At 64.7% G+C, this 16537-nt stretch carries 16 protein-coding genes; 9 read left to right on the forward strand and 7 right to left on the reverse strand.

The window, feature by feature from the left end:
* The 4 genes from XH87_RS04740 to flaF all read left to right on the forward strand — a co-directional run.
* Window positions 1–1966 (forward strand): DUF1522 domain-containing protein (locus XH87_RS04740; protein WP_271586345.1); only part of this gene is annotated, 1966 nt, incomplete at its 5' end.
* A gap of 326 nt (window positions 1967–2292) precedes the next feature.
* Window positions 2293–4581 carry a DUF1522 domain-containing protein gene (locus XH87_RS04745; RefSeq protein ID WP_271586346.1) on the forward strand — a complete coding sequence of 763 codons (2289 nt, stop codon included), beginning with the start codon at window positions 2293–2295 and terminating at the stop codon, window positions 4579–4581.
* A 219-nt stretch (window positions 4582–4800) separates the two neighbouring features.
* Window positions 4801–7089 carry a DUF1522 domain-containing protein gene (locus tag XH87_RS04750; RefSeq protein WP_271586347.1) on the forward strand — a complete coding sequence of 763 codons (2289 nt, stop codon included), beginning with the start codon at window positions 4801–4803 and terminating at the stop codon, window positions 7087–7089.
* 293 nt (window positions 7090–7382) lie between these two features.
* Window positions 7383–7751 carry a flagellar biosynthesis regulator FlaF gene (gene flaF / locus XH87_RS04755; RefSeq protein WP_028181463.1) on the forward strand — a complete coding sequence of 123 codons (369 nt, stop codon included), beginning with the start codon at window positions 7383–7385 and terminating at the stop codon, window positions 7749–7751.
* Between the two features lie 122 nt (window positions 7752–7873).
* Here the strand turns inward: flaF and XH87_RS04760 are convergent, their stop codons facing one another.
* The 4 genes from XH87_RS04760 to XH87_RS04775 form a co-directional block, all read right to left on the reverse strand.
* On the reverse strand, window positions 7874–8233 hold the full coding sequence (locus XH87_RS04760) for a hypothetical protein (protein WP_035707253.1): 360 nt from the start codon (window positions 8231–8233) through the stop codon (window positions 7874–7876).
* 155 nt (window positions 8234–8388) lie between these two features.
* Entirely contained in the window at window positions 8389–8886 is a 498-nt protein-coding gene (locus XH87_RS04765; protein WP_158671631.1) for a hypothetical protein, read from the reverse strand.
* Window positions 8887–8897: 11 nt separating this feature from the next.
* Entirely contained in the window at window positions 8898–9266 is a 369-nt protein-coding gene (flgJ, locus tag XH87_RS04770) for a flagellar assembly peptidoglycan hydrolase FlgJ (protein ID WP_199763310.1), read from the reverse strand.
* A complete protein-coding gene (locus XH87_RS04775; protein ID WP_035707262.1) occupies window positions 9266–10390 on the reverse strand; it encodes a flagellar basal body P-ring protein FlgI in 1125 nt (374 codons plus the stop codon). The genes flgJ and XH87_RS04775 overlap by 1 nt, the downstream gene beginning before the upstream one ends.
* A gap of 298 nt (window positions 10391–10688) precedes the next feature.
* On the opposite strand from XH87_RS04775, the gene XH87_RS04780 reads away from it, so the two are divergent.
* The gene (locus tag XH87_RS04780; protein WP_035707265.1) at window positions 10689–11102 is read left to right on the forward strand and encodes a flagellar assembly protein FliX; all 414 of its coding nucleotides are present in this window, start codon (window positions 10689–10691) and stop codon (window positions 11100–11102) included.
* A gap of 34 nt (window positions 11103–11136) precedes the next feature.
* Here the strand turns inward: XH87_RS04780 and XH87_RS04785 are convergent, their stop codons facing one another.
* Entirely contained in the window at window positions 11137–11508 is a 372-nt protein-coding gene (locus tag XH87_RS04785) for a winged helix-turn-helix transcriptional regulator (protein WP_035707267.1), read from the reverse strand.
* 167 nt (window positions 11509–11675) lie between these two features.
* On the opposite strand from XH87_RS04785, the gene XH87_RS04790 reads away from it, so the two are divergent.
* Both XH87_RS04790 and dksA read left to right on the forward strand, forming a co-directional pair.
* On the forward strand, window positions 11676–12287 hold the full coding sequence (locus XH87_RS04790; RefSeq protein ID WP_271586348.1) for an NAD(P)-dependent oxidoreductase: 612 nt from the start codon (window positions 11676–11678) through the stop codon (window positions 12285–12287).
* A gap of 216 nt (window positions 12288–12503) precedes the next feature.
* Window positions 12504–12869, forward strand: a complete 366-nt coding sequence (gene dksA, locus XH87_RS04795; protein WP_085966600.1) for an RNA polymerase-binding protein DksA — start codon at window positions 12504–12506, stop codon at window positions 12867–12869.
* A gap of 284 nt (window positions 12870–13153) precedes the next feature.
* On the opposite strand, the gene XH87_RS04800 is transcribed toward dksA, so the two are convergent.
* Entirely contained in the window at window positions 13154–13552 is a 399-nt protein-coding gene (locus XH87_RS04800; protein ID WP_271586349.1) for a winged helix-turn-helix transcriptional regulator, read from the reverse strand.
* Between the two features lie 96 nt (window positions 13553–13648).
* Here XH87_RS04800 and XH87_RS04805 point away from each other — a divergent pair, with 96 nt between their 5' ends.
* Window positions 13649–14677, forward strand: a complete 1029-nt coding sequence (locus XH87_RS04805; RefSeq protein WP_271586350.1) for an SDR family oxidoreductase — start codon at window positions 13649–13651, stop codon at window positions 14675–14677.
* A gap of 78 nt (window positions 14678–14755) precedes the next feature.
* Window positions 14756–15535: a 2-keto-4-pentenoate hydratase gene (locus tag XH87_RS04810; protein ID WP_271586351.1), complete on the forward strand. Its 780-nt coding sequence runs from the start codon at window positions 14756–14758 to the stop codon at window positions 15533–15535.
* Between the two features lie 238 nt (window positions 15536–15773).
* On the opposite strand, the gene flgH is transcribed toward XH87_RS04810, so the two are convergent.
* Complete coding sequence (flgH, locus tag XH87_RS04815; protein WP_271586352.1) at window positions 15774–16535, reverse strand: flagellar basal body L-ring protein FlgH; 762 nt, start codon at window positions 16533–16535, stop codon at window positions 15774–15776.
* Between the last annotated feature and the right edge of the window lie 2 nt (window positions 16536–16537).

The raw sequence follows: 16537 nt of genomic DNA on the forward strand, positions 1-16537 counted from the left end.
AACCACCTCGGGCCAGATCGCCTCGTCGATCAACGCCTCCGGCCAGCTCAAGCTGTCGACCGGCGTCAATGCCGACCTGTCGATCACCGGCACCGGCAACGCGCTGGCCACGCTCGGCCTCGCCGGCAACACCGGCAGCGCCACCGCGTTCTCGGCGGCCCGCACCTCCGGCGTCGGCGGCATCAGCGGCAAGACCCTGACCTTCTCCTCCTTCAACGGCGGCACGGCGGTCGACGTCACCTTCGGCGACGGCACCAACGGCACGGTCAAGACGCTCGATCAGCTCAACACCAAGCTGCAGGCCAACAACCTGACGGCGACGATCGACGCCAACGGCCTGCTGACGGTCTCGACCACCAACGACTATGCGTCCTCGACCATCGGTTCGACGGCCGCCGGTGGTGCGATCGGCGGCACGCTCACTTCAGCCTTGACCTTCTCGACGGCTTCCACCCCCGTCCAGGACACGGTTGCGCAGACGGCGCGTGCCAATCTGGTCAACCAGTACAACAACATCCTGAACCAGATCGACACGACCGCTCAGGACTCCTCGTTCAACGGTGTCAACCTCCTGAACGGCGACCAGCTCAAGCTGGTGTTCGACGAGACCGCCAAGTCGAGCCTGAGCATCACCGGCGTGACCTACAACTCCAAGGGTCTGGGCCTTGCTGCGCTGACCAGCGGCGTCGACTTCATCGACAACGCTGCCACCAACAAGGTGCTGACCAACCTGAACGCCGCATCGAGCACGCTGCGTTCGGAGGCATCGAGCCTCGGTTCGAACCTCTCGGTGGTGCAGGTGCGTCAGGACTTCAACAAGAGCCTGATCAACGTGCTGCAGACCGGTTCGTCCAACCTGACCCTGGCCGACACCAACACCGAAGCGGCCAACAGCCAGGCGCTGTCGACCCGCCAGTCGATCGCGGTCTCCGCGCTGTCGCTGGCCAACCAGTCGCAGCAGAGCGTGCTCCAGCTGCTCCNGACCGCCTCGGGCCAGATCGCCTCGTCGATCAGCGCCTCCGGCCAGCTCAAGCTGTCGACCGGCGTCAATGCCGACCTGTCGATCACCGGCACCGGCAATGCGCTGGCCACGCTCGGCCTCGCCGGCAACACCGGCAGCGCGACCGCGTTCACCGCGGCCCGCACCTCCGGTATCGGCGGCATCAGCGGCAAGACCCTGACCTTCTCCTCCTTCAACGGCGGCACGGCGGTCGACGTCACCTTCGGCGACGGCACCAACGGCACGGTCAAGACGCTCGATCAGCTCAATTCGAAGCTGCAGGCCAACAACCTGTCCGCGACGATCGACGCCAACGGCCTGCTGACGATCTCGACCACCAACGACTACGCGTCCTCGACCATCGGATCGAGCGCCGCGGGTGGTGCGATCGGCGGCACGCTCACTTCAGCCTTGACCTTCTCGACGGCTTCCACCCCCGTCCAGGATACGGTCGCGCAGACGGCTCGTGCCAACCTGGTGTCCCAGTACAACAACATCCTCCAGCAGATCGACTCGACCGCACAGGACTCCTCGTTCAACGGCGTCAACCTCCTGAACGGCGACCAGCTCAAGCTGGTGTTCGACGAGACCGCCAAGTCGAGCCTGAGCATCACCGGCGTGACCTACAACTCCAAGGGTCTGGGCCTTGCTGCGCTGACTAGCGGCGTCGACTTCATCGACAACGCTGCCACCAACAAGGTGCTGACCAACCTGAACGCCGCATCGAGCACGCTGCGTTCGGAAGCTTCGGCTCTGGGCTCGAACCTGACGATCGTGCAGGTTCGTCAGGACTTCAACAAGAACCTGATCAACGTGCTGCAGACCGGCTCGTCCAACCTGACCTTGGCCGACACCAACGTCGAGGCCGCCAACAGCCAGGCGCTGTCGACCCGTCAGTCGATCGCGGTCTCCGCGCTGTCGCTGGCCAACCAGTCGCAGCAGAGCGTGCTCCAGCTGCTCCGCTAAGTCGCGGACGACATCGCAAGCAAGATCCGGCGGCGGGGCTTCGGCCCCGCCGCTTTTTTTCATCGTCGCTCGACGTTTCGCGGGGACAGGCGACACTCCGAAAAAGTAACCGGCGGTTATGGTTAATGGAGCGTAATCGCAGAGAAACGCCAATGATTTCAGGCCAATTGTCGATGCTCTGCGCGCCTTCCACGCGCTTATGGTGAACCGGCGCTTATGCTGGCGATGTTCGTTTCACCCTTTGTTAGCCATGTCCGCGCAGGCTGTGCCCGTCACTCGATCTGAAGCGATCGAACGAAGACGCGTAAGCCAGAAGGGTAAGAGTCATGTCCGGTATCGTTCTCTCTGCGTCGGTTCGTCAGAACCTGCTCTCTCTCCAGTCCACCGCCGACCTCCTCGCCACCACACAGAACCGTCTGTCGACCGGCAAGAGCGTCAACTCGGCTCTCGACAATCCCACCAACTTCTTCACCGCCCAGTCGCTCGACAACCGCGCCAGCGACATCAACAACCTGCTCGACGGCATCGCCAACGGTGTGCAGGTGCTGCAGGCCGCCAACACCGGCCTGACCTCGTTGCAGAAGCTGATCGACAGCGCCAAGTCGATCGCCAACCAGGCGCTGCAGACCACGGTCGGCTACTCCACCAAGTCCAACGTCTCCACCACGATTGCGGGCGCCACCGCCGCCGACCTGCGCGGCACGACCTCCTTTGCCAGCGCCACCGCATCGAGCAACGTACTTTACACCGGCGCGGCCGGTGGCACGACCGCTGCGACGTCATCCACTTTGCTGGGCAGCGCGGCCCAGGGCACCTACACCACTCCGGCCGCATCTGCGGTGAAGGCGGCGGACGGTACGACCAACCTGACCGGCACCGCGACCCTGATCGGCACCGCCGGCGGTGCAGGCGTTGCCGGAACCTCGCCTGTCGACGGCGACACGCTCACCGTCAACGGTCACACGATCACCTTCCGCGCCGGCTCCGCGCCGACCGGCACCTCGATCCCGAGCGGCTCGGGTGTCAACGCGGGCGGCAGCATCCTCACCGACGGCAACGGCAACTCGACCGTCTATCTCGGCACCACCGCTGCGCCGACCGCCACCGTTGACGACCTCCTGACTGCGATCGACCTCGCCAGCGGCGTGCAGACCGCTTCGATCAGCACCGGTGTTGCAACCATCGGCGCGGCGTCCAGCGCGACCCCGTCGTCGATCGCCGCCGGCCTCACGACGATCAAGACCTCGACCGGTGCCGACGTCTCCATCACGGGCAAGGCCGACTTCCTCAAGGGCTTGGGCCTCACCAGTGCGACGGGTGGCGGCAACGCAGTTGTCACGGTGGCCCGCACGACGGCGGCTGGCTCGCTGGGCTCGCTGATCCAGGACGGCTCGACGCTCAACGTCGACGGTCACGTCATCACCTTCAAGAACGCGCCGGTCCCGGGCTCGACCAACGCGCCGGCCGTTCCGAGCGGCTTCGGTGTCAGCGGTAACGTCCTCACCGACGGCAATGGCAACTCGACGGTCTATCTCCAGACCGGCACGGTGGCCGACGTGCTGAAGGCGATCGACTTCGCCACCGGCGTGCAGACCTTCACGCTGAACGGCAGCGGTGGCGGCACGCTCGCGACAACGACAGGTCAGACCAACTCGGCGATCAACGCCTCCGGCCAGCTCAAACTGTCGACCGGCGTCAATGCCGACCTGTCGATCACCGGCACCGGCAATGTGCTGACCGCGCTGGGCCTTGCCGGCAACACCGGCAGCGCGACCGCGTTCACCGCGGCCCGCACCTCCGGCGTCGGCGGCATCAGCGGCAAGACCCTGACCTTCACCTCCTTCAACGGCGGTACGGCGGTCAACGTCACCTTCGGCGATGGCACCAACGGCACGGTCAAGACGCTCGATCAGCTCAATACGCAGCTTCTCGCCAATAACCTGGCTGCCACGATCGACGCCAACGGTCTGCTGACCATCACTGCGTCCAACGACTACGCATCCTCGACGCTCGGGTCGACGGCGGCAGGCGGTGCGATCGGCGGCACGCTCACTTCAGCCTTGACCTTCTCGACGGCTTCCACCCCCGTCCAGGACGCGGTTGCGCAGACGGCCCGGGCGAACCTGGTGTCCCAGTACAACAATATCCTGAACCAGATCGACACGACGGCGCAGGACTCCTCGTTCAACGGCGTCAACCTCCTGAACGGCGACCAGCTCAAGCTGGTGTTCGACGAGACCGCCAAGTCGAGCCTGAGCATCACCGGCGTGACCTACAACTCCAAGGGGCTGGGCCTCGCCGCGTTGACGATTGGCGTCGACTTCATCGACAACGCTGCCGCCAACAGGGTGCTGACCAACCTGAACGCCGCATCGAGCACGCTGCGTTCGGAAGCCTCGAGCCTCGGCTCGAACCTCTCGGTGGTGCAGATCCGTCAGGACTTCAACAAGAACCTGATCAACGTGCTGCAGACCGGCTCGTCCAACCTGACCTTGGCCGACACCAACGTCGAGGCGGCCAACAGCCAGGCGCTGTCGACCCGTCAGTCGATCGCGGTCTCCGCACTGTCGCTGGCCAACCAGTCGCAGCAGAGCGTGCTCCAGCTGCTCCGCTAATAAGCTACTGAAATTACGAGGTAAAATCGAGCGGCGGGGCTATTTTCCCCGCCGCTCTTTTTGTGTTTGGAGGCGGGCAGGGGGCGTTCACCGGGCATTAACCCTATCGCTTAAGCCGGCGTTAACCATACTTTAAAGGACACCTCCTAAAACTGGACAAAAGCCCCGCTTTGCAACCGCGCGGCCGATTCGTATCCGGTTCAAGAGGAAGACTCGCCAATGTCCAACATCGTTCTCTCGGCGTCCGTTCGCCAGAACCTGTTGTCGCTGCAGTCGACGGCCGACTTGCTGGCCACGACGCAGGAGCGGCTGTCGACCGGCAAAAAGGTCAATACGGCGCTCGACAATCCCACCAACTTCTTCACGGCGCAGGGGTTGGACAACCGGGCGAGCGACATCAGCAACCTGCTCGACGGCATCAACAACGGTGTACAGGTGCTCCAGGCCGCCAACACCGGCATCACCTCGCTGCAGAAGCTGATCGACAGCGCGAAATCGATCGCCAACCAGGCGCTGCAGACCACCGTCGGCTACTCCACCAAGTCGAACGTCTCGACCACGATTCCCGGTGCGACGCCGGCCGATCTGCGCGGCACGACGTCGTATGCGAGCGCGACCGCCAACAGCAATGTGCTCTACACCGGCGCCCCCGGTGGCGTGACGCCGGTAACGGCCGCCGCCGCGCTCGGTGCATCATTGGGCTCGACTGCGGGCACGTTGCTCGGCGCTGTCGCCAATGCGGCCGACGGCACCACTGCACTGACCGGCACTGCAACGCTGATCGGCACCACGGCAGCCAGCACCCTCGGCTCGTCGCCGGCCGACGGCGACTCGATCACCGTCAACGGCAAGACCATTACCTTCCGGACCGGTGCGGCGCCCGCGACGCAGCCGACCGGCTGGGGCCTGGATGCCAGCGGCCACATCGCCACTGACGGCAACGGCAACTCGATCGTCTACATGGGGACGGCCGCCGCGCCCACTGCGAACGTCAACGACCTGTTGAGCGCGATCGATCTCGCCAGCGGCGTCAAGAGCGCGACGATCAGCGCCGGCGCTGCGACCATCGCCGTCAGCGGTTCGGCCGGTCCCGTCGGCACGCTTCAGGTGGCATCGTCCATCACGGGCGGCCAGGTCACGCTGAAGAGCTCGACCGGCGCCGATCTGAGCGTGACCGGAAAGGCCGACTTCCTCAAGGCGCTCGGCCTGACGGCTGCAACCGGCGCCGGCAATGCCAACGTCACCGCGGCCCGGTCGACCACCGCGGGTTCGCTCGGCACCCTCGTGCAGGACGGCTCGACGCTGAACATCGACGGCCACACCATCACGTTCAAGAATGCGCAAACGCCGCAATCGGCGGCCAGCGTCACGTCGGGTGGCGTCAGCGGCAACATCGTCACGGACGGCAACGGCAACTCGACCGTCTACATCCAGAGCGCGACGCTGACCGACCTGCTCAACTCGATCGATCTCGCGACCGGCGTCAAGACGGCGAGCATCTTCAACGGCGCGGCGACGTTGTCGACCACCTCGGGCCAGATCCCGTCGTCGGTGAACAGCAGCGGTCAGCTTGCGCTCTCCACCGGCATCAACGCCGATCTCTCGATCACCGGCACCGGCAATGCCCTCAGCGCATTCGGTCTCAGCGGCAACACGGGAACGGCGACTGCTTTCACCGCGGCCCGCACGTCCGGCGTCGGCGGCATCAGCGGCAAGACGCTGACCTTCACCTCGTTCAACGGCGGCACCCCGGTGAACGTCACGTTCGGCGACGGCACGAATGGCACGGTCAAGACGCTGGATCAGCTCAACGCGCAGCTGCAGGCCAACCACCTGACGGCGACGATCGATGCCAACGGTGTGCTCACGGTGACGACCGTCAACGAATACGCCTCGTCGACGCTCGGTTCGACCCTCGCGGGCGGCGCAGTCGGCGGTACGATCACCGGTGTTCTGGCCTTCACCACCGCGCAGCCGCCGGTCCAGGATCCGGTGGCGCAGACCGCGCGCTCCAACCTGGTCAACCAGTTCAACAACATCCTGGCGCAGATCGACACGACGTCGCAGGATTCCTCCTTCAACGGCGTCAACCTGCTCAACGGCGACACGCTGAAGCTCGTCTTCAACGAGACCGGCAGCTCCACGCTGAGCATAAACGGCGTGGTGTTCAATGCGGCGGGTCTCGGTCTCAGCAATCTCGTCAACGGCGTCGACTTCATCGACAACGGCGCCACCAACAAGGTGCTGGCAAGCCTGAACGCAGCCTCGAGCACGCTGCGTTCGGAAGGCTCCGCACTCGGTTCGAATCTGTCGATCGTGCAGGTGCGTCAGGATTTCTCCAAGAACCTGATCAACGTGCTGCAGACCGGCTCGTCCAACCTGACGCTCGCCGACACCAACGAGGAAGCGGCGAACAGCCAGGCGCTGTCGACGCGCCAGTCGATCGCGGTCTCCGCGTTGTCGCTCGCCAACCAGTCGCAGCAGAGCGTGCTGCAGCTGCTCCGCTAGTTTCGAGAGCCAGGTTCGCTACGCGAGATTTCGCGGCGGGGCTAACGCTCCGCCGTTCTTTTGAGGGAGATCGCTAAGGCAGGATTAGCCGAGATCGACACGCGTCACGCCAGGCGAGTTTACATCGTGCGTGCGCGGATCTAGCGTTGTGCTGACGAAGAGCTCCGCGCCCCGTAATTGTCCGGAGCGCTTCGAAGCACACACGTAAGCAAATCTTAAGCGGTGCTGCCTAGGGTTGGGAAAGAAATCCTTAAGCGCGTCCAACGCGCTAGGTAACCTCCAGGGTGTGATTGATGTCGAATTCCGCTGCCTCGGCTTATGCGCGTGTTGCAACGACCACCGCATCTCCTCGGGACATCGAGGCGCAGACCCTGCTCAAGGCCGCCAACAAGCTCCAGGACGCGGTGAACAACGCCGATCCGCTCAGCGAGCAGACCATGCAGGCCCTGATGTTCAACCGCAAGCTCTGGACCATCTTCCTGAGCGAGGCGATGCGTGACACCAATCCGCAGCCGATCGACGTCCGGCAGAAGATCGCCAACATCAGCGTGTTCGTGCTGAGCCAGACCGCCGCGCTCCAGATGAGCCCGCAGTTCGATCACTTCCGTCCGCTGATCGAGATCAATCGCAATATCGCTGCAGGTCTGTCCGGACGGCCGTGACGGAGCACCGTCGTGGTCGAACATTTCGTCGACCGCGGAGCGCGCTCACGCTGATAAATGCCGGCGAGGGTACAGATCAATGACTTCGTCACCGACTTTGCGACCGGCTCGACCGATGTTGATCAGGCGCTGACGTCCGTGCTGAGCGGACGCGAGGGTTCGGACTTCATATCCAGGGCATGGAAATAGGCCCGCCGGCGCAGCATCGCTTCGTCGGGGAACTGGTTGACGACCGCGTCGGTCTTCTCGTTGACGACCTGAAAGACGAATGATGCGGCGGCCTGGTCGAACACGACCTGGCGCGAGACGTTCTCGTGGTTCGGCAAATCATTGCGCACGGGTGCGCCGGTATCGGCCGCGGCGACCGTCTGGCTCACTGGCAGATCGGTTTGCACGGCCTCGTTCGCCGCCGCGTTGGACGTCGTTACGATCTGCGCGGGCGCCGGTATCCCCACCGGCCTGATGCTGAAATCTGTACTCATGGCAGCCTCCTGGTTGCCTTACTTGAGTCAAATCCCAACCCCTCTAATAGCGCAACCATGGAACACCAGGTTTGAAGACCCGGTAAGGAAACGTGCCTAATCGCGCGACGATATCGCCGCGCAGGTTTTCGTAAAATCGTCGCTTGTTTCTGCGCTCAGAGCGAGCGGCTGACCGCGAGCGGGGTGATGTGGCGCGGACCCGGCGCGGCGCGGCGCCCCGCGGCCGTATAGGTATTCGGCACGTTACGTTTCTGGATTTCGGCGTTGACGCCGCGCACGACGCTCTCGGAAACCGCGTGCGCGGTCGCGAGCACGGTGAGATTGACCTGCAGCATCGCGCGGAACGCGTCGTGATGGCGATGCAGCGTCGAGAGCAGCTCCGGCGCGGATTTCGCGAGCTGGGCCTGGTTCGCCTTCAGCTGGCTGACGGCGCCGACGTAGTTGCGCGACAGCTCCTGCTTCTTGCTCTCGAGCGTCATCGCCTCGCGGACCTTGCCGGCGCGAACGAGCTCGGTCTCGCGCTCGATCAGTCCGAGCAGGGCGCTCATCGCATCCATCAGGTCCTCGGCGAGCTTGCGCGCCTCGCGGTTGCCGGGCGCGGAGTTCGGGCGCTGGGCTTGCATCGGCTGACGCGAGGCGTTGAAATGGTTCATCTCGTTTGACCTTATGCCGTGCGGATCGTTTTCGCCTGCTGCAGGATGAGGGTGCGGTAGACGTCGGTGGCGACGCCGACGCCGCCGGCCTGAGCAAAGTTCTTGGAATATTGCTCGGTCAGCATCGAGCGCCAAACGCCGGTGCCGGGCGTGTTGCCGAACGGGCCTTCGCCCTTCAGGCCCGAGGTCATCTGCGAGAACATGCTGTTGAGGAACATCGCCTCGAAATCGGTGGCGATCTTCTGCGCCTTGGCCTGTTGCTGCGGCGAGACCTTCTGCAACGCGGCGGCGAGCTCGAAGTCCGGCCGGCCGTTGCGGCTCTCCACCGAAAAGGCCGAAGAGTTGGCGTGGCGCGGGGTGTTGATCGCGCTGGTCTGCATCACATCACCTCGATGTCGGCTTCGATGGCGCCGGCGGCCTTGATCGCCTGCAGGATGCTGATCATGTCGCGGGGACCGATGCCGAGTCCGTTGAGGCCGTCGACGAGCTGCTGCAGCGAGACGCCGTCCTTGACGAGGGCCAACTTCTTGCCGTCCTCGCTGACGGTCACACTGGAGCGCGGCGCGACCACGGTGCGGCCGCGCGACAGCGGGTTGGGCTGACTGACCTGCGGGCTCTCGGAGATGGTGACGGTGAGATTGCCTTGCGCCACGGCGACGGTGGCGACGCGGACGTCGCGGCCCATCACGATGATGCCACTCCGCTCGTCGATGATGATCTTGGCGGCGAGATCGGGATCGACCTGGAGCTGCTCGATCTCGGTGAGGAATGCGACGACGTTGCCCTTGAACTCCGGCGGGATCGACAGCTGCACCGTGGAGGGGTCGATCGGTTCGGCGGTCTTGACGCCGAGATAGTCGTTGACCGCTGCCGCGATGCGCTTGGCGGTGGTGAAGTCGGCGTTGCGCAGCGCCAGGCGCACGTTCGGCAGCCGATTGAGTGCGAACTCGATCTCGCGCTCGATGATGGCCCCGTTGGCGATGCGTCCCACGGTCGGCACGCCGCGCACGATCTTGGCCGCCTCGCCCTCGGCCTGGAAGCCGGAGATCGCGAGCGAGCCCTGCGCCACCGCGTAGACGTTGCCGTCGGCACCCAGCAGGGGGGTCACGAGCAGGGTGCCGCCCTGGAGATTCTTGGCGTCGCCGAGCGCGGAGACGGTGACGTCCATGCGCGTGCCCTGGGTGGCGAAGGCGGGCAGGTTGCCCGTGACCATCACGGCGGCGACGTTGCCGGTGCGGATGGTTGCGCCGCGAATGTTGACGCCCATGCGCTCGAGCATCGCTTGCAGCGACTGCTTGGTGAAGGGGATGTTGTTGAGCGTGTCGCCGGTGCCGTTGAGGCCGACGACGAGGCCGTAACCGATGAGCTGGTTCTGCCGCACGCCTTCGATGTTGGCGAGATCCTTGATGCGCGAGGTCGCACTCGCTGACGTGACCGAGAGCGCCAGCGCTGACAGCGCGGCGCAGGCCACCCCAACAATCCTCATCCAACGAACGCCTGGCATCATCTGCTCCCCAAAGGCTCCTAAGAGGGCTCCCAGAAGAGGCTCCTCAAATCGGAAGGACCATTCTCGACACTCCCATGACGAGCTGGCCCGCAGCTTTCCTTGCGAGCGCTGTGCCAACCCGGGGCTTCGGGGTAGGTCGCTGAATAGGTTGAATAAATCTGTCTCGACCGGTGTCAGCGGGTGTTGTGCCTGAGGAGCGAAACTGCCGCATCTCGGCAGATTTTGCCGGGCTGTTTACGCGCCGTTAACCATAAGACGGCGAAGGTGAGGGCATCGATCACCCGGATTGCTTCCGATGCGCATCTACGGACCGAACGGCACCACGCTTGGAGCGCCGGCCAGCCAGGCCAGGCGGACGGGTTCCGGCAGCTTCGTGCTGCCCGACACCTCATCTGCGCAGGAGACGCGGAGCGCTGCCGCGCCGAAAGCCGCCGCCAACATCGATGCGCTGCTGGCATTGCAGGGCGTCGAGGAGGATCCGGTCGAGCGCCGCAAGCGCTCGGTGGCCCGCGGCAGGACTGCGCTCGACGTGCTCGACGATCTCAAGATGGGGCTTCTGTCCGGCAACCTCGATGCGTCGACGGTGATGCGCCTGCGCGATGCTGCAGCGAATCTGAAATCGTCCTCGGGCGATCCCGGTCTCGATGGGGTGCTTTCCGAAATCGAGCTGCGCGTCGAGGTCGAGCTCGCCAAGGCCGGGCAGGCCTGACCGACATCCGATCTGAGCAGCTTGCAGAGCGGTCTCAGGCCGCTTCCTCCTTCTGCTGTGCGTCGTAGCGACGCTGGGCGGCAAGCACGTCTTTCAGATTCTGCTCGGCCCAATCGCGCAGGGGATCGACCGCCGCCGCCAACGTCAGCCCGAGCTGCGTGATCGAATACTCCACCGTCACAGGCACCGTCGCGATGGCATGGCGCCTGATCAGGCCGTCGCGTTCAAGCGACTTGAGAACCTGGCTCAGCATCTTCTGCGAGATGCCTTCAATCGTGCGGCGCAACTGATTGAAGCGCATCGGCTCCTCGCGCAGGAGCAAGAGGATCAGCACCGCCCATTTATCGCCGATGCGATCGAGGATCTGGCGTGTGGGGCAGTTCGCTGCGTAGACGTCGGGCTTCATCGTCGGTCCTCATTCCGTCGCTGGCGGAGCGCGTGCCGGTTGCGTGTGATCGGCTGCGCGTCCGGGTTACCCTGGCGTAATCAGGTAAGCACAAAGTGCTCTCTTAACACCAGCATTCTTTGCAGTATCTAGTAACCATTAGTTACTATCGAGCAAAGGAGCCTTCCATGAAAATCGCAGTCGCCGGCGCCTCGGGCCGGGCCGGGTCGGAGATCACCAGGGAGCTTTCCCGCCGCGGCCACGCGGTTACAGCCATCGCCCGCAACCCTGACAAGATCGCAGCCCTGCCCAACGTCACCCCGACCAAGGGGGATGTGCTCGACCAGGCCGGCCTCGCCAAGCTGTGGGCCGGGCACGATGTTGCCGTGAGTTCCGTGCACTTCCTGGCCAGTGACCCGCTCAAGCTGATCGGTGCGGCGAAGGACTCCAAGGTCGGTCGTTATCTCGTGGTCGGCGGCGCCGGCAGCCTTGAGGTTGCCCCTGGCGTGAAGCTGGTCACGACGGCCAATTTTCCCGCCCAATACAAGGCTGAAGCGGAGGCAGGCTCGGTCTTCCTCGACCTGCTGCGGCAGGAAAAGGACCTGAACTGGACCTTCATCTCGCCGTCGGCCTTGTTCGTCGAGGGGGAACGCACGGGCAAGTTCCGGCTTGGGACCGACCAGCTTCTCGCAGATGCGAACGGCAAGAGCTGGATCAGCTTCGCCGACTACGCCATCGCGCTCGCCGACGAGATCGAACGGCCCGCCCATCTGAAGCAGCGCTTCACGGTCGGCTATTAGGGCCGTCAGCCGCCTCCGAGCCCTCGGGGATAAACCTTCCTGTGCAAGGGCTTGGTGGCGGGGACCGGGGCGGCAGGGAAATATTGTCTGTCACGGGAGGCCGCTATATAAGGCCCGGCTCAACGGACCCCGTTCCGTTCGCGAGTCGTTGCTTAAGAAGATAGGCCCCCCTTGGAAAAGTTGAAAAACTACCGACCGACCGACAAAGAGCCTTTCATGAACGACCGGCAGAAGGAGTACTTCCGTTTGAAGCTCCTCGCCTGGAAGGATGAGATCCTCAAAGAGTCCAAGCTCACCCTGCAGGCTTTGCAGGAGGAGAACGTGAACCACCCCGATCTCGCCGATCGGGCATCGTCCGAAACCGACCGTGCCATCGAACTCCGCGCCCGCGACCGCCAGCGCAAGTTGATCGCCAAGATCGACGCCGCGCTCCAGCGCATCGAGGACAACACCTACGGCTATTGCGAGGAAACCGGCGAGCCGATCTCGTTGAAGCGGCTCGAAGCCCGGCCCATCGCAACGCTCTCGGTGGAAGCGCAGGAGCGCCACGAGAAACGCGAGAAGGTCTATCGCGACGAATAGAGCCCGGGCCGCAGAGTTGCGGCTCTTTGTTTTTGGGACGCAAGGTGCCGTTTGGCGCCGTGATCCGCATTTTGCCTGCCGCTTGCAGCCGCACGGCGACGCGCGGGGCGTGATCGCGAAAAGTGAATCACGATCAATGGGCTAGACTCGATTCCTCCGAGCTCACGTGAGTTCGAATGAAGAAACAGCCTTCACTTCAGGTGGGGGCGCGTTTTGCGAGTCGCATCAACGACATCGGCTCGAATGGTGAGGCGCCGATCCAGCTGCATCAAGCATCGCTGCAATCAGGTTTGTCGCAACGCCAAGAGGCGCGCGTCCCCATAAAGCCTGGACCAGCTCAACATTTCCTTAAACGCCGGCAAGAGGCCGTAAGCCGCATCCGTCAGTTCGTACTCGACCCGCAAGGGTTTCTCCGCGAGGACGTTGCGCGATACGAGGCCATCCTGCTCGAGTTCGCGGAGCTGCGTGGTCAGCATGTGCTGGGTGATGCCGCCGATCGATCGTCGCAAGGCACCGAAGCGAACCGCACCGTTCGTCAGCGTAAACAGGATCTCCAGTTTCCACTTGCCGCCGAGGGCGTGGATGGCCCGCTTGAAGTCGGCGAGCAGGGCAGGATCCGGGCTGCAATCGCAGTCGTCGTCGCAGTTGCTGGTCAGGTTTTCCATACCGGTCTCGACATCCATTCTACTTGTCCCCTTGGAGATAGTGACCAGATGCGGCCTTGAGCAGGGCCGCGGCGGAACCGATCCGCCGGCCCTCGCATCGAGGGGAATTTGGCAATGAGCACTGTTCTGGTCACCGGCGGGTCGGGCTTCGTCGGCATTCACGTCGTCCTGCAACTTCTGGCCGCGGGCCATGCCGTGCGGACGACGATACGCCGGCCTGATCGTCGGGACGACGTGCTGGCGATGCTGCGCGAGGGCGGGGCGGCTTCGCCGGAAACGGTGTCCTTCTTCACGGCGGATCTCACGGCCGACGCGGGCTGGCGCGAGGCGATCGCCGGGTGCGACTACGTCCTGCACGTCGCCTCGCCGCTGTCGACCAGCGTACCCAAGGACGAGAACGAGATGATCGTCCCGGCCCGCGACGGCACGTTGCGGGTCCTGCGCGCCGCACGCGAGGCCGGCGTCAGGCGCGTCGTCATCACCTCGTCGCTGGGCGCGATCGGCTACGGCCATCAGCCGCGTGAAAAACCATTCGACGAGACCGACTGGACCAATCTCGATGGTCCCGACGTGCAGCCCTACATCAAATCCAAGGCGCTGGCCGAGCGGGCGGCCTGGGATTTCGTCGCGCGCGAGGGTGACGGCCTCGAACTGTCGGTGGTCAATCCCGCCGGCATTTTTGGTCCCGTGCTGGGGCCGGACTTCTCGGGCTCGATCGAGATCGTCAAATCGCTGCTCGACGGCGCCATGCCGGCGGTGCCGCGGGTCTATTTCGGCGTGGTCGACGTGCGCGATGTCGCCGATCTGCACCTGCGGGCGATGACGGCGCCCGAGGCCAGGGGCGAGCGCTTCATTGCGGTCTCCGGTGAAACGATGTCGATCCTCGGTATCGCCAAGGTGCTGCGGCGGGAACTCGGGCCGTCCGCACGCCGGGTTCCGCGGCTTCAGGCCCCCGACTGGCTGGTGCGGCTGGCCGCGACCCGGATTCCCCTGCTGCGTGCGGTCGTGCCGATGCTCGGCAGGGTGCGGCATTCCAGCAGCGCCAAGGCGAGGTCGCTGCTCGGCTGGGAGCCCCGCTCCAACCGCGAGGCGATCCTTGCGACCGCCGAGAGCCTGATCCGGCTCGGCCTGGTCAAGGCGTGAGGTTGCCCCTGGCTTGTCACGCCCGGGCGGGGATGCTGAAGTGCCGCCTTCGAATGCGTAGCGTGGGAGGCGGCGCCGATGGACAGGATTCTCGCAGCCGCAAAGGCAATCGCGCTGGCGCGCCGCAACCATGCACCGCTCGCGGCGCTGGAGCGTCCTCCTGCCGATGAAGCCGAGGGCTATCAGGTGCAGCGCGCGCTGCACGATCTTCTGCTGCCGCATGTCGGCCCGCTCATCGGCTACAAGATCGGCTGCACCAGCCAGGTGATGCAGGAGTACATCGGCATCCCGCACCCTTGCGGCGGCGGCGTGTTCCAGAAGGGCGTCCATGACAGCGGCGCCAAGCTCGCCACCTCCAACTATGTCCGGGTCGGCGTCGAATGCGAGATCGCGGTGCGGCTCAAGCGCGACCTTGCCGCCGGCGAAGCCCCGTTCACGGCCGAATGGGTCGGCGAGGCGGTCGAGGCCTATCATCCCGCAATCGAGATCGTCGACGATCGCTACGTGAAGTGGGAAACGATGGGCGCGCCGACCTTGATTGCCGACGATTTCTTCGCCTCCGGCTGCGTGCTGGGTCCGTCGGTGCCGCGCTCGTCGGTTCTGGACCTGAAGGCGGTCAAGGGGCGCGCCATCGTCAACGGCGAGGAGGTGAGCCACGGCACCGGCGCCGACGTGCTCGGCCATCCTCACAACGCCCTCGCCTGGCTCGCCAACCACCTCGCCGCCGAAGGCAAGGGTCTGCACGCAGGGCAGCTGGTGCTCACCGGCAGCCTGGTCAAGACGCTGTGGCTGAAGGCCGGCGACAAGGTGCGGATGGAGCTGGACGGGCTCGGCGTGGTCGAGGCGGAGTTTACGTAGAGTGCCACGACATCCTCCGCTGTCATTCCCCGCGAAGGCGGGGAATCCAGTACGCCGCGCCGTATCGGTTTAGCAACTCGGGCCTCAGAGTACTGGATCGTCCGCCTTCGCGGACGATGACAGCAGCGGCCTTCCCAAAATACATGCGGCCTCCGGCAGGGGAGCTACCGGAGGCCGCGTCGTACATCGTCGTTCGCGCCTAGGTTCGCGAACACGATGTGGGAGCTCTTGAAGAGGCTTAGAAGGGCAGCAGCACGTCCATGACCTGCTGGCCGTAGCGCGGCTGTTGCACGTCCATGATCTGGCCGCGGCCGCCATAGGCGATGCGGGCCTGCGCGATCTTGCTGGAATCGATGGTGTTGTCGCTCTGGATGTCTTCGGGGCGAACGATGCCGGCGACTATGAGCTCGCGGATCTCGTAGTTGACCCGGATCTCCTGCTTGCCCTCGACCACGAGGTTGCCGTTCGGCAGCACCTGCGTCACGACCGCGGCGACGTTGGTCTGCAGGGCTTCCGTGCGGTTGACCGACCCCTTGCCGTCGGCCGAGGACGTCGAGTCGGTGGTGAGAAGACGTCCGGGGAGAACCTTGAGCGGCTGCGTGACTGTCTGGCTGCCAATGAAGTCCGTAATCCCTGAGTCTTCCTTGCTGGTCCGGCTGCGCTGGGTCTCGTTGGAGAGATTGGCCTTGTCGGTGATGTTCACGGTCACGGTCAGGAGGTCGCCGACCTGGCGGGCGCGCTGGTCCTTGAAGAAGGCGCGGCTGCCGTTGCGCCACAGCGAGTTCGGATTGTAGGAGGCGACTTCCGGCTTCGGCATCGGCATCTGCACCGGCTTGTAGCCGGGCTGCGTCGTCGGATTGTCGATCGCGGACAATTTCGGCTGCTCGCCGATCTGCGACAGGCGATCGATCGAGGAGCAGCCGCCCAGCGCGCAAGAGGCCAGCAGCAGGGCAGAGATCGCGATGCGACGAAGGCGGGAAGCCGAACTGAACGTGGACATGA

Origin of the sequence: Bradyrhizobium sp. CCBAU 53415 (genome assembly GCF_028128735.1) — a bacterium.
Lineage (GTDB): Bacteria > Pseudomonadota > Alphaproteobacteria > Rhizobiales > Xanthobacteraceae > Bradyrhizobium.

Excerpts from the sequence above, each read along its gene's own strand:
- XH87_RS04745 (WP_271586346.1), top strand. The coding sequence starts at position 2,293 with ATGTCCGGTATCGTTCTCTCTGCGTCGGTTCGTCAGAACCTGCTCTCT.
- XH87_RS04750 (WP_271586347.1), top strand. The coding sequence starts at position 4,801 with ATGTCCAACATCGTTCTCTCGGCGTCCGTTCGCCAGAACCTGTTGTCG.
- flaF (WP_028181463.1), top strand. The coding sequence starts at position 7,383 with ATGTCGAATTCCGCTGCCTCGGCTTATGCGCGTGTTGCAACGACCACC.
- XH87_RS04760 (WP_035707253.1), bottom strand. The coding sequence starts at position 8,233 with ATGAGTACAGATTTCAGCATCAGGCCGGTGGGGATACCGGCGCCCGCG.
- XH87_RS04765 (WP_158671631.1), bottom strand. The coding sequence starts at position 8,886 with ATGAACCATTTCAACGCCTCGCGTCAGCCGATGCAAGCCCAGCGCCCG.
- flgJ (WP_199763310.1), bottom strand. The coding sequence starts at position 9,266 with ATGCAGACCAGCGCGATCAACACCCCGCGCCACGCCAACTCTTCGGCC.
- XH87_RS04775 (WP_035707262.1), bottom strand. The coding sequence starts at position 10,390 with ATGCCAGGCGTTCGTTGGATGAGGATTGTTGGGGTGGCCTGCGCCGCG.
- XH87_RS04780 (WP_035707265.1), top strand. The coding sequence starts at position 10,689 with ATGCGCATCTACGGACCGAACGGCACCACGCTTGGAGCGCCGGCCAGC.
- XH87_RS04785 (WP_035707267.1), bottom strand. The coding sequence starts at position 11,508 with ATGAAGCCCGACGTCTACGCAGCGAACTGCCCCACACGCCAGATCCTC.
- XH87_RS04790 (WP_271586348.1), top strand. The coding sequence starts at position 11,676 with ATGAAAATCGCAGTCGCCGGCGCCTCGGGCCGGGCCGGGTCGGAGATC.
- dksA (WP_085966600.1), top strand. The coding sequence starts at position 12,504 with ATGAACGACCGGCAGAAGGAGTACTTCCGTTTGAAGCTCCTCGCCTGG.
- XH87_RS04800 (WP_271586349.1), bottom strand. The coding sequence starts at position 13,552 with ATGGATGTCGAGACCGGTATGGAAAACCTGACCAGCAACTGCGACGAC.
- XH87_RS04805 (WP_271586350.1), top strand. The coding sequence starts at position 13,649 with ATGAGCACTGTTCTGGTCACCGGCGGGTCGGGCTTCGTCGGCATTCAC.
- XH87_RS04810 (WP_271586351.1), top strand. The coding sequence starts at position 14,756 with ATGGACAGGATTCTCGCAGCCGCAAAGGCAATCGCGCTGGCGCGCCGC.
- flgH (WP_271586352.1), bottom strand. The coding sequence starts at position 16,535 with ATGTCCACGTTCAGTTCGGCTTCCCGCCTTCGTCGCATCGCGATCTCT.